This is a genomic window from Enterococcus raffinosus, assembly GCF_019175485.1.
In the GTDB taxonomy this organism is placed as follows: domain Bacteria; phylum Bacillota; class Bacilli; order Lactobacillales; family Enterococcaceae; genus Enterococcus_A; species Enterococcus_A raffinosus.
Map to the genome: position 1 here is coordinate 254,555 of NZ_CP072888.1, position 11,835 is coordinate 266,389.

General features: G+C 40.0%; 20 protein-coding genes. All 20 read left to right on the plus strand.

Translation table 11 applies throughout. The features are described 5' to 3' along the window. The 20 genes from J9537_RS01400 to truA all read left to right on the plus strand — a co-directional run bounded on the left by J9537_RS01400 (window position 1) and on the right by truA (window position 11,815). Window positions 1-186, plus strand: a complete 186-nt coding sequence (locus tag J9537_RS01400; RefSeq protein ID WP_028020384.1) for a type Z 30S ribosomal protein S14 — start codon at window positions 1-3, stop codon at window positions 184-186. A gap of 32 nt (window positions 187-218) precedes the next feature. Further along, a complete protein-coding gene (gene rpsH, locus J9537_RS01405; protein WP_010747206.1) occupies window positions 219-617 on the plus strand; it encodes a 30S ribosomal protein S8 in 399 nt (132 codons plus the stop codon). 31 nt (window positions 618-648) lie between these two features. Continuing rightward, a complete protein-coding gene (rplF, locus tag J9537_RS01410; protein WP_010747205.1) occupies window positions 649-1,185 on the plus strand; it encodes a 50S ribosomal protein L6 in 537 nt (178 codons plus the stop codon). A gap of 52 nt (window positions 1,186-1,237) precedes the next feature. Further along, window positions 1,238-1,594, plus strand: a complete 357-nt coding sequence (gene rplR, locus J9537_RS01415) for a 50S ribosomal protein L18 (protein WP_010747204.1) — start codon at window positions 1,238-1,240, stop codon at window positions 1,592-1,594. A gap of 20 nt (window positions 1,595-1,614) precedes the next feature. After that, a complete protein-coding gene (rpsE, locus tag J9537_RS01420; protein WP_010747203.1) occupies window positions 1,615-2,115 on the plus strand; it encodes a 30S ribosomal protein S5 in 501 nt (166 codons plus the stop codon). 14 nt (window positions 2,116-2,129) lie between these two features. Beyond that, on the plus strand, window positions 2,130-2,309 hold the full coding sequence (gene rpmD / locus J9537_RS01425) for a 50S ribosomal protein L30 (protein WP_010747202.1): 180 nt from the start codon (window positions 2,130-2,132) through the stop codon (window positions 2,307-2,309). Window positions 2,310-2,349: 40 nt separating this feature from the next. Then, complete coding sequence (gene rplO, locus J9537_RS01430; RefSeq protein WP_010747201.1) at window positions 2,350-2,790, plus strand: 50S ribosomal protein L15; 441 nt, start codon at window positions 2,350-2,352, stop codon at window positions 2,788-2,790. After that, window positions 2,790-4,091, plus strand: coding sequence for a preprotein translocase subunit SecY (secY, locus tag J9537_RS01435; RefSeq protein ID WP_218256449.1), 1,302 nt, complete (start codon window positions 2,790-2,792; stop codon window positions 4,089-4,091). Before rplO ends, secY begins: the two co-directional genes overlap by 1 nt. Window positions 4,092-4,152: 61 nt before the next feature. Further along, window positions 4,153-4,800, plus strand: a complete 648-nt coding sequence (locus tag J9537_RS01440) for an adenylate kinase (protein WP_010747199.1) — start codon at window positions 4,153-4,155, stop codon at window positions 4,798-4,800. A 175-nt stretch (window positions 4,801-4,975) separates the two neighbouring features. After that, window positions 4,976-5,194 carry a translation initiation factor IF-1 gene (gene infA / locus J9537_RS01445; protein WP_010742771.1) on the plus strand — a complete coding sequence of 73 codons (219 nt, stop codon included), beginning with the start codon at window positions 4,976-4,978 and terminating at the stop codon, window positions 5,192-5,194. Window positions 5,195-5,227: 33 nt separating this feature from the next. Then, window positions 5,228-5,344, plus strand: coding sequence for a 50S ribosomal protein L36 (rpmJ, locus tag J9537_RS01450; RefSeq protein WP_010742772.1), 117 nt, complete (start codon window positions 5,228-5,230; stop codon window positions 5,342-5,344). A gap of 18 nt (window positions 5,345-5,362) precedes the next feature. Beyond that, window positions 5,363-5,728 (plus strand): 30S ribosomal protein S13, encoded by a 366-nt coding sequence (rpsM, locus tag J9537_RS01455; RefSeq protein ID WP_010747198.1) that lies wholly within the window; start codon window positions 5,363-5,365, stop codon window positions 5,726-5,728. 24 nt (window positions 5,729-5,752) lie between these two features. Continuing rightward, window positions 5,753-6,142 carry a 30S ribosomal protein S11 gene (rpsK, locus tag J9537_RS01460; RefSeq protein ID WP_010747197.1) on the plus strand — a complete coding sequence of 130 codons (390 nt, stop codon included), beginning with the start codon at window positions 5,753-5,755 and terminating at the stop codon, window positions 6,140-6,142. 79 nt (window positions 6,143-6,221) lie between these two features. Then, the gene (locus J9537_RS01465; RefSeq protein WP_010747196.1) at window positions 6,222-7,160 is read left to right on the plus strand and encodes a DNA-directed RNA polymerase subunit alpha; all 939 of its coding nucleotides are present in this window, start codon (window positions 6,222-6,224) and stop codon (window positions 7,158-7,160) included. 27 nt (window positions 7,161-7,187) lie between these two features. Next, entirely contained in the window at window positions 7,188-7,568 is a 381-nt protein-coding gene (gene rplQ / locus J9537_RS01470) for a 50S ribosomal protein L17 (RefSeq protein WP_010747195.1), read from the plus strand. A gap of 253 nt (window positions 7,569-7,821) precedes the next feature. After that, window positions 7,822-8,658, plus strand: a complete 837-nt coding sequence (locus tag J9537_RS01475) for an energy-coupling factor ABC transporter ATP-binding protein (RefSeq protein WP_218256450.1) — start codon at window positions 7,822-7,824, stop codon at window positions 8,656-8,658. Further along, a complete protein-coding gene (locus tag J9537_RS01480; RefSeq protein WP_218256451.1) occupies window positions 8,634-9,503 on the plus strand; it encodes an energy-coupling factor ABC transporter ATP-binding protein in 870 nt (289 codons plus the stop codon). The genes J9537_RS01475 and J9537_RS01480 overlap by 25 nt, the downstream gene beginning before the upstream one ends. Further along, window positions 9,493-10,290, plus strand: coding sequence for an energy-coupling factor transporter transmembrane component T family protein (locus J9537_RS01485; protein WP_010747192.1), 798 nt, complete (start codon window positions 9,493-9,495; stop codon window positions 10,288-10,290). Before J9537_RS01480 ends, J9537_RS01485 begins: the two co-directional genes overlap by 11 nt. Window positions 10,291-10,398: 108 nt before the next feature. After that, window positions 10,399-10,971, plus strand: a complete 573-nt coding sequence (locus J9537_RS01490; RefSeq protein ID WP_218256452.1) for a DUF6434 domain-containing protein — start codon at window positions 10,399-10,401, stop codon at window positions 10,969-10,971. A gap of 97 nt (window positions 10,972-11,068) precedes the next feature. Further along, window positions 11,069-11,815, plus strand: coding sequence for a tRNA pseudouridine(38-40) synthase TruA (gene truA, locus J9537_RS01495; RefSeq protein ID WP_218256453.1), 747 nt, complete (start codon window positions 11,069-11,071; stop codon window positions 11,813-11,815). The last annotated feature ends 20 nt before the right edge of the window (window positions 11,816-11,835 follow it).

Here is an 11,835-nt window from a genome sequence, read left to right on the forward strand (position 1 = left end):
TTGGCTAAAAAATCAATGATTGCTAAAAACAAACGTCCTGCAAAACATTCAACGCAAGAATATACTCGCTGCGAACGTTGTGGACGTCCACATTCAGTTTATCGTAAATTTCATCTTTGCCGTATTTGCTTCCGCGAACTTGCCTACAAAGGTCAAATTCCCGGCGTGAAGAAAGCTAGCTGGTAAAATAAACTCGCATAAAGGAGGTAAACAGTTCAATGGTCATGACAGATCCAATTGCAGATTTTCTAACTCGTATTCGTAACGCCAACATGGTAAAACACGATTCAGTGGAAGTACCTGCTTCAAAAATCAAACGTGATATCGCAGAAATCCTTAAACGTGAAGGTTTCGTACGTGATGTTGAATATATCGAAGATGACAAACAAGGCATGATCCGTGTTTTCCTTAAATACGGTAAAAATGACGAACGTGTTATCACGAACTTAAAACGTATTTCTAAACCAGGCTTACGTGCTTATGTCAAAGCTGACGAAGTACCAAAAGTATTAAATGGTTTAGGTATCGCAATCATCTCTACTTCTGAAGGTTTAGTAACTGATAAAGAAGCTAGAGGTAAAAACGTCGGCGGCGAAGTGCTAGCTTACGTTTGGTAAGAACAAACAATCCATGAGGAGGTGTCTTTAAGTGAGCCGTATTGGTAATAAATTAGTCGTTTTACCTGCAGGAGTTGAAGTAACTCAAAACGGAAATGACATTACTGTTAAAGGACCTAAAGGTGAATTAACTCGTACTTTTTCTTCTGATATCAAAATGAGTATCGAAGGAAACGAAGTAACATTTACTCGTCCAAACGACAGCAAAGAAATGAAAACAATTCACGGAACAACTCGTGCAAACTTCAATAACATGGTTGTTGGTGTTTCAGAAGGGTTCCAAAAAGCATTAGAATTAATCGGGGTCGGATACCGTGCGCAATTACAAGGATCAAAACTTGTTTTGAACGTTGGTTATTCACATCCAGTTGAGATCGTAGCTCCAGAAGGTGTTACAATCGAAGTTCCTGCAAACACTCAAGTAATTGTTAAGGGATCTAATAAAGAAGTAGTAGGCGAATTAGCTGCGAAAATCCGCGGAACTCGTCCTCCAGAACCTTATAAAGGCAAAGGTATCCGTTATGTTGGCGAATACGTACGTCGTAAAGAAGGTAAAACTGGTAAATAGTAGGTTGACCCTACACGCGGCTTAGGCCAGCTTAATTAAAGAGGTGACAATTGTGATTACAAAACCAGACAAGAATAAAACACGCCAAAAGCGCCACATGCGTGTACGTAACAAGATTTCTGGTACTGCTGAGTGCCCACGCTTGAACGTTTTTCGTTCTAACAAAAACATCTACGCGCAAGTAATTGATGACGTAGCGGGTGTGACGCTAGCAAGTGCCTCTGCCTTGGATAAAGAAATTTCAGGTGGAACAAAAACTGAACAAGCACAAGCTGTTGGGAAATTAGTGGCAGAACGTGCTTCAGAAAAAGGTATTAAGAAAGTAGTCTTTGACCGTGGTGGATACCTTTACCATGGCCGTGTAGCAGCTTTAGCTGAAGCAGCTCGCGAAAATGGACTAGAATTTTAGGAGAAGGAGGAACACCATTCATGGTTTATATCGATCCAAAACATTTGGAATTAGAAGACCGCGTTGTAGCGATCAACCGTGTTACTAAAGTTGTTAAAGGTGGACGTCGTCTACGTTTCGCAGCACTTGTTGTTGTCGGTGACAAAAACGGTCACGTAGGCTTTGGTACAGGTAAAGCACAAGAAGTACCTGAAGCAATTCGTAAAGCAATCGAAGACGCTAAGAAAAACCTAGTCGAAGTACCAATGGTAGGAACTACGCTTCCTCACGAAGTTATTGGTGTATTCGGCGGTGGCCGCATCTTGATGAAACCAGCCGTTGAAGGTTCTGGGGTTGCTGCTGGTGGACCAGTTCGTGCCGTCTTGGAATTAGCTGGGGTTGCCGATGTAACTTCTAAATCTTTAGGTTCAAACACACCAATCAACGTTGTTCGCGCAACTGTTGAAGGTTTAACTCAATTGAAAAAGGCAGAAGAAGTGGCACAATTACGTGGCATCTCTGTTGAAAACTTAGCTAATTAAGGAGGACGAATGACATGGCTGAATTAAAAATTACTTTAAAACGCAGTATTATCGGACGTCCTCAAAACCAACGTGACACTGTTAAAGCGTTGGGTCTTAAAAAAATGAACAGCACTGTTGTTAAACCAGCCAATGATGCAATCAAAGGTATGGTTAACACTGTGTCTCATTTAGTGGACGTAGAAGAAGTTTAATAAACAATGATGATTAAAATCTAAGGAGGTGCCCAATATAATGAAACTTCATGAATTACAACCTGCCGAAGGTTCACGTAAAGTTCGCAACCGCGTTGGACGTGGTACTTCATCAGGTAACGGAAAAACAGCTGGACGTGGTCAAAAAGGTCAAAAGGCTCGTTCAGGCGGTGGTGTACGTTTAGGTTTTGAAGGTGGTCAAACTCCTTTATTCCGTCGTTTACCAAAACGTGGATTTACTAACGTGAATCGTAAAGAATATGCTGTTATCAATTTAGATGTCTTAAATCGTTTTGAAGATGGAGCTGAAGTAACTCCAGTTGCTTTAGTCGAAGCTGGAATCGTGAAAAACGAAAAAGCTGGAATCAAAGTTTTAGGAAACGGATCATTAGATAAAAAACTAACCGTTAAAGCAGCAAAATTCTCTAAACATGCTCAAGAAACAATTGAAGCTGCTGGTGGTTCAATCGAGGTGATTTAATGTTCAAACTTTTAAAAGATTCATTCAAAGTTAAGAACATCCGATCACGGATCCTGTTTACTGTCATGATGCTATTAGTCTTCCGATTAGGTGCGCAAATCACTGTACCGGGAGTTGATGCACATGGATTGCAAGGTTTGAGCGAAATGCCATTTTTCAGAATGTTGAATATGGTCAGCGGCTCAGCTATGCAAAACTTTTCGATCTTCTCGATGGGGGTTTCTCCATATATTACGGCTTCAATTGTGATTCAATTGCTGCAGATGGATATCATCCCTAAATTTGTCGAATGGTCAAAACAAGGGGAAGTTGGACGTAAAAAGTTGAATCAAGCGACTCGCTATTTAACTTTGGTTTTGGCTTTCATTCAGTCTGTAAGTATTACAGCTGGATTTGACTATTTTGCACAATTCGGTTTTGTACCAAATCGTAATGTTCAAACATTCGTTACGATCGGTATTATTCTTACAGCAGGTACCATGTTTGTTACTTGGTTGGGAGAACAGATTACTGAAAAAGGAATCGGTAATGGTGTATCAATGATCATCTTTGCGGGTATCATCTCTCGATTGCCGCAAAGTATCAAAGATATCTATGATGATTATTTCGTAAATATCGATCCTAGTGATCTATGGAAATCAGTTATTTTTGTTGTGATTTTACTTATTGCTATTGTATTGATTGTCGTTTTTGTAACGTACTTTCAACAAGCAGAAAGAAAAATTCCGATACAATATACAAAACAAGTCGTTGGTGCACCCACAAGTAGCTATTTACCATTAAAAGTGAATGCTGCGGGGGTTATCCCAGTTATCTTTGCCAGCTCATTCATTGCGACACCAAATGCGGTGTTACAAGCATTGGCTAGCAAGTATAGCGCGGAAGGCTGGTACGATGTTTTAACCAAATTATTTAGTTATAACACAGTGCCTGGTGCTGCGATTTATACGGTTCTTATTGTTGCCTTTACTTTCTTTTATGCCTTTGTTCAGGTTAATCCTGAAAAATTGGCTGAGAACTTACAAAAACAAGGAAGTTACATTCCTCGTGTAAGACCAGGTAAAGGGACAGAAGAATATGTTTCTGCAATTTTGATGCGTTTAAGCGTAGTCGGAGCTATTTTCTTAGGTTTGATCGCTTTGATTCCAATTATTGCGCAAATGGTTTGGAACCTGCCTCAATCAATCGGTTTAGGTGGTACAAGTCTTTTGATCGTAGTTGGTGTAGCACTCGAAACAGCAAAACAATTAGAAGGACTCATGTTGAAACGACGTTATGTCGGATTCATGGATGAAGAGTAGATTCGCGTGTTGAGGGTTTCCTCAACGCCGTTCTCACTTCAAATACTTAGGAGGGAAAGCAATGAACCTGATCTTAATGGGACTGCCAGGAGCAGGAAAAGGAACACAAGCAGAAAGAATTGTTGCGACGTACAATATTCCACATATCAGCACGGGGGATATGTTCCGAGAAGCAATCAAGAACGAGACAACACTCGGATTGAAAGCAAAATCTTACATGGATGCAGGGGATTTGGTCCCAGACGAAGTTACTAACGGTATCGTGAAGGAACGTTTAGCTCAAAAGGACACTGATAAAGGGTTCTTGTTAGACGGCTTCCCTCGTACTTTAGATCAAGCCAAAGCATTAGCTGAAATGTTAACGGACTTGAATAAAAAGATTGATGCTGTGATTGAAATTCAAGTAGCAGAAGAAGTGTTAGTTGAACGTTTGGCAGGACGCTTCATGTGCCGAAACTGCGGTGCAACTTATCATAAAATCTTCAACCCTACAAAAGTAGAGGGAACTTGCGACCGTTGCGGTGGTCATGAGTTTTACCAACGTGAAGACGATAAGCCAGAAACAGTTAAAAATCGTTTATCTGTAAACATTAAAAACAGTGAACCAATTTTAGCTTATTATGATGAAGAAGGTCTGTTATATCCAGTTGATGGAGATCGTGAAATTGATGCCGTATTTGCGGATGTAGAAAAGATTATCGAAAAATAATTTGCCTACCGACTTGAGATGCAGTTTATCTTGCCAAGTTCGATGTTTTATGATAGAATTTGTCAGTCCGACTTCTAGCTTTTTTTGGAAGTTAACTTAAGAATTAGGGTGGGAACTGCAGTTTCCGCCATTTTATCGTGTGAAAATGCGAAACAACTACAAGGAGGTACTCTGCGTGGCAAAAGAAGATATGATTGAAATCGAAGGAACAGTCGTCGAAACTTTGCCGAATGCAATGTTTAAAGTCGAATTGGAAAACGGACACGAAGTTCTTGCACACGTATCTGGTAAAATCCGGATGTATTATATTCGAATCTTGCCTGGAGATAAGGTTACAGTTGAACTTTCTCCATATGATTTGAGCCGTGGTCGCATTACCTATCGCTTTAAGTAAGTTGTACTCCGTAAAACTTCAGGAGGTATAATCATGAAAGTAAGACCATCAGTAAAACCAATGTGTGAACATTGTAAAGTAATTCGTCGTAATGGACGTGTTATGGTGATTTGCCCAGCAAACCCAAAACATAAACAACGTCAAGGATAATTGGAGGTGTAATTAAGTATGGCTCGTATTGCAGGAGTAGATATTCCTCGTGATAAACGCGTGGTAATTTCACTTACTTATATTTACGGTATTGGAAATACTACAGCGAAACAAATTTTAGCCGATGCAGGCGTTTCTGAGGACGTTCGTGTACGTGATTTAACCAACGAACAAACAGACGCTATCCGTGCTGAAGTTGATAAATTAAAAGTTGAAGGCGATCTTCGTCGTGAAACTAACTTAAACATCAAACGTTTGATGGAAATCGGTTCTTACCGTGGAATCCGTCATCGTCGTGGCTTACCTACACGTGGACAAAACACTAAAAACAACGCTCGTACTCGTAAAGGCCCAGCTCGCGCTATTGCCGGCAAGAAAAAATAATTAGTGAAGGAGGTTTAAATCTTCATGGTAGCAAAGAAAGTCAACCGTAAACGTCGTGTGAAGAAGAATATCGAAACTGGTATTGCTCATATTCATTCGACTTTCAATAACACAATCGTCATGATTACTGATGCAAGCGGAAATGCTTTAGCATGGTCATCTGCAGGTGCATTAGGGTTCAAAGGTAGTAAAAAATCAACTCCTTTCGCTGCTCAAATGGCTGCTGAAACTGCAACAAAAGCTGCAATGGAACATGGATTGAAAAGTGTTGAAGTAACTGTTAAAGGACCTGGTTCTGGTCGTGAAGCAGCGATTCGTTCATTGCAAGCAACTGGTTTAGAAGTAACTGCAATTCGTGACGTGACTCCAGTACCTCATAATGGATGCCGCCCTCCAAAACGCCGTCGTGTTTAATGAGTGCCCCACTCTATGAGTTTTACAGGAACGTCATTGAACAAGACACTTTTCGTTTTGAAAGGGGTAAAAGACAAGAATGATTGAATTCGAAAAACCAAGAATCACAAAAATTGATGAAGACAGAGATTATGGCAAGTTCGTTGTTGAACCTTTGGAAAGAGGTTATGGAACTACTTTAGGTAATTCTCTACGTCGTATTCTACTTTCTTCTTTACCAGGCGCTGCCATTACCAATATTCAAATCGATGGGGTGTTACACGAATTTTCAACCATCAAAGGTGTAAGAGAAGACGTTGTACAAATCATCTTGAATATCAAAGGTTTGGCTTTGAAATTATTCGCTGAAGAAGAAAAAACCCTTGAGATCGATATTACTGGACCAGCTACGGTAACTGCCGGCGATATTATTGTTGACAGTGACGTTGAAATCTTGAATAAAGATATGTACATTTGTACTGTTGCTGAAGGAGCGACATTCCATGCTCGCTTAACAGTAAAACCTGGTCGAGGCTATGTTCAAGCAGACGAAAATAAAAAGGAAGACATGCCAATTGGTGTCCTTCCAGTCGATTCTATTTACACACCAGTACGTAAAGTAAACTACCAAGTTGAAAATACACGTGTTGGCCGTCGTGATGACTTCGATAAATTAACGATGGAAATTTGGACTGATGGATCAATCATTGCTCAAGAAGCATTGAGTCTTGCAGCGAAAATTTTGACTGAACATTTAGATATTTTTGTAAATCTTACTGATGAAGCGAAAAACGCTGAAATCATGGTTGAAAAAGAAGAAACGCAAAAAGAAAAAATGTTAGAAATGACCATCGAAGAACTAGACTTGTCTGTACGTTCGTACAATTGCTTGAAACGTGCTGGAATTAATACGGTTCAAGAATTAACGAATAAGTCTGAACCTGAAATGATCAAAGTTCGTAATTTGGGTCGTAAATCACTTGAAGAAGTGAAGGCTAAATTGCATGATCTTGGTTTAGGATTACGTAAAGACGATTAATATTGTTTACAAAGGAGGGAAACCTACGTGAGTTACCGTAAATTAGGACGCACATCTAGCCAACGTAAAGCGATGTTGCGTGACTTAACAACTGACTTAATTATCAACGAACGCATCGTTACGACTGAAGCTCGTGCGAAGGAAGTTCGTTCAACTGCTGAAAAGATGATTACCTTAGGAAAACGCGGGGATCTTCATGCACGTCGTCAAGCTGCTAGCTTTGTACGTAATGAAGTCGCTGATGTTCGTGAAGAAAACGAAGCAATCGTTGTTGAATCTGCATTACAAAAATTATTCAACGATATCGCTCCTCGTTACGCTGAACGTCAAGGTGGATACACTCGTATCTTAAAAACTGAACCTCGTCGTGGCGATAACGCGCCTATGGTCGTTTTAGAACTTGTATAATAATCACTCTTCACTTTATAGATGATTCTTTTAGAGTGTTATGATGTTGGAGATTTTCTCCGAGTCTAGCTCAGCGCCGCTTCCCAGATTGACTGGGAAGCCGGCACTCATCATAAAGTGTTTTTTTATACCCAAAAATACTGTCAAGACAGATCGGTATACAAAAGCATTTTATCGAGTATCAAGGATTGATAAAACATAGCTTTTTTGCTAGGCTTAGAACAGATTTGCAAAGAAGTGGGAAGGTGTAACCATGAAGCCAATTATTGAAATCAATCAAATTGAATTTAGCTATCAAGAAGATGCGACACCCGCTTTGAAGGATGTCAGTTTTTCAATTAACAAAGGAGAATGGATCGCTATCGTTGGGCATAATGGTTCAGGAAAGTCTACATTAGCCAAAGCGATCAATGGTCTTCATTTACCGCAAAAGGGAACGGTGACTGTTGGAGGAATGGAACTGTCTGAGGAATCTGTATGGGATATTCGTCGAATGGTGGGAATGGTCTTTCAAAATCCTGATAACCAGTTTGTTGGAGCAACAGTAGAAGATGACGTTGCCTTTGGATTGGAAAACCAAGGAATTGAACGAAGCGAGATGCAAAGTCGTGTAAAGGATGCCTTGGAAAAGGTAAAAATGCAAAATTTTGCAACACGAGAACCTGCACGTCTATCAGGTGGACAAAAACAACGAGTAGCTATTGCCGGTGTTGTTGCCCTCCGACCGGATATTATTATTTTAGATGAAGCGACTAGCATGTTAGATCCTGAGGGTAGAGATGATGTTATTGCGACAATTCGTAAGATTAAAGAGGAAAGTGATTTAACAGTCATATCAATCACTCATGATATTGACGAAGCAGCCAGCGCCAATCGAATTCTAGTAATGAGAGAAGGCGAACTATATCAAGAGGGGACCCCTGAAGAAATTTTTTCTGCAGGACCTGAGTTAGTTTCGTTGGGATTAGATTTGCCGTTTCCTGAAAAATTAAAGGCTGCATTAAAAGCCCATGGTGTAAATGTGCCGTTGAATTATTTAGATGAAGAAGGGATGATGGACTGGTTATGGACATCCGTTTTGAAAAAGTAAGCTACGTTTATCAACCGAATACTCCCTTTGAACAACGAGCACTTTATGATATTGATCTATCTATTAAAGAAGGGTCATATACTGCATTAGTGGGACATACTGGTAGTGGAAAATCCACTTTACTTCAGCATTTGAATGCGTTATTAAAACCAACTGAAGGGCAAGTGAAAATTGGTGATCGGATGATTACACCGACTACAGATAATAAGAATTTGAAGCCTGTTCGGAAAAAAGTAGGAATTGTCTTTCAATTTCCGGAAGCTCAATTATTCGAAGAGACGGTGGCAAAAGATATTGCCTTTGGACCGAAGAATTTTGGTGCTAGTGATGAAGAAGCTTTCGTTTTAGCAAAGGAAAATTTGAAATTAGTTGGCTTGGATGAAGAATATCTTGAGCGATCTCCTTTTGAGCTCTCAGGAGGGCAGATGCGACGTGTTGCGATTGCAGGGGTGTTAGCCATGGAACCTGAAATATTAGTCTTAGACGAGCCAACAGCAGGCTTAGATCCGCTTGGACGTAAAGAAATGATGGAAATGTTTTTGCGGTTGCATCGGGAAAAAAATATGACGATCGTTTTGGTCACTCATTTAATGGATGATGTTGCCAATTTTGCCGATTATGTTTATGTTTTAGAAAAGGGCCATGTGGTGAAACATGGGACTCCTCAGTCAGTCTTTGCTGAGGTTGCATGGCTAAAAGAAAAGCAATTAGGCGTCCCTCAGGCAAGTGCTTTTGCTGAAAAGATGCAAGCACGCGGGGCTGCCTTTAGTGAATTACCATTAACAGAAAACGAATTGGCTGATTGGATCGTTAAACAAGCAGGAGGTCCTGCTCATGATGAATAAATTGATCTTTGGCCGCTATATTCCGGGGGATTCCTTGATTCATCGTCTGGATCCACGGGCTAAATTAGTTGCGAGTTTCTATTTTATTGGGATTATTTTTTTGGCGAATAATTGGCAAAGCTATGTTTTTTTAGGAGTGTTTACATTATTCGCAGTCTTTTTGTCAAAAATAAATATAAACTTCTTTTTAAAGGGTGTTAGACCCTTGATTTGGTTGATCATCTTTACTGTAGCATTGCAAATGTTGTTTACACGCGGTGGAACTTTGTATTGGTCATGGGGAGTATTTAGTCTTTCCTCCTACGGGATTCAGAACGGACTATTTATCTTTTGCCGTTTTGTGTTGATCATCTTTATGTCAACATTGTTGACTTTAACGACACCGCCATTGTCAATGTCCGATGCAATTGAATCTTTATTGAATCCGTTAAAAAGATTCCATTTACCAGTTCATGAGATTGCTTTGATGCTGTCGATTGCTCTGCGGTTTGTTCCTACATTGATGGATGAAACGGAAAAAATAATGAACGCGCAACGTGCTCGCGGCGTTGATTTTAATGATGGCAATTTGATCCAAAAGGTTAAAGCAATCGTGCCTCTATTGATACCGTTGTTTGTTAGCAGCTTTAATCGTGCGGAAGATTTGGCGACTGCGATGGAGGCCCGTGGGTATCGTGGTGGTGAAGGACGTAGTAAATATCGTAAATTACAATGGGCATCACGAGATACGATTGTCCTTGTTGTTTTTGGGATAGCAACAATTCTTTTAATATTTTTACGCAGCTAAGCTTGGAGACATCCAAGCTTTTTTTGTACGCCAATTAGTTTGAATGCACAGAGCTTATTTTGTAGTTTTTATGTTAGGATGAATAAAGGAATAAGATGGAGGGGAAAGATGGCTGAAAAGCGACCAGATTTACACGCAGGGATGAAGATAGAAACATTTAGCGAATATTATTATTTAAAAGAAGAACTGCAAGCCTTTTGTCAAGCTCATGGTTTGGCAAAATCAGGAAGTAAAGCGGAGTTGAACCAACGAATTGCAAACTTTTTGCGCACGGGGGAAAAGCTAGTTCCTAAAAAGAAACCAACAAAAATTGCGCGTACGGAAGAATTAACACTGGATAGTTTAATCGAAGAGAATATTGTTTTTTCTGAGAAGCATCGTGCTTTTTTTAAACAAGAACTTGGCGAGTCTTTTCGTTTTAAAGTAGCCTTTCAAAAATGGCTGAAATCTAACCCAGGAAAGACTTATCGTGAAGCGATTCTGATGTATCCTGATGTTGCAGCGAAGAAGCCTGAAAAAATTGATGCGCAATTTGAATACAATACTTATATCCGTGATTTCTTTATAGCGAACAAGGATCGATCATTACAAGAAGCGATCGTATGTTGGAAGCATAAAAAAGCATTGCCAGGCAGCAATAAGTACCATGTTTCAGATTTAAGTGTGTTGGAATCCCGATAAAAAAGCTGTTATAATGACTCCGGTTAAGAATATCTCTCTATGTTTAATTTAAGAGATATTAGATTAAGATTCGTTTGTTTTTAAAAGGAGAATTAGGATGGTTAGATATAAGGCAGTGATTGCCTATGATGGAACAAATTTTAACGGATTTCAGCGACAACCCAATGGTCGAACAGTACAAGAAGAAGTAGAAAAAACCTTACAGAAAATGAACAATGGAATCCCTGTAACAATTTTTGGTTCAGGTCGGACAGATGCTGGAGTCCATGCGATTGGACAAGTCATTCATTTTGATTATCCGCAGGAACGGCCGCTAGAACGTATGCGGTTTGCGTTGGATACACAAACCCCCGAGGATATTGCGGTTTCCTCAGTTGAGGTTGTTGCTGATGATTTTCATGCGCGTTATCACGTTGTAGAGAAAACCTACCATTTTAAAGTTCAAATTGCTAAGCCGCGGAGCCCTTTTCGGCGCCACTATGCTGCGTATTATCCGTATCCTTTAGATTTGGATTTGATTCGCCGAGCATTGCCGGATTTATTGGGAACTCATGATTTCACTTCATTTTGTGCGACAGGTGGAGCGATTGAAGATAAAGTTCGGACGATTTACCAAGCAGACCTTGAGGTGAATACAGCAGGAACAGAACTGACTTTCATTTTTCGCGGAAACGGCTTTTTGTACAAGATGATCCGAATTTTGGTGGGAACTCTGTTAAAGATTGGAAATGGGCGTATTCCTGCAGACGGAATTCCAGAGATTCTTTCAGCGATGGATCGGAACGCTGCCGGACCAACAGCGCATCCAGAAGGATTGTATCTTGCAGAAGTCAAATATAAATAAAAAAAGGATCAAACAACTGA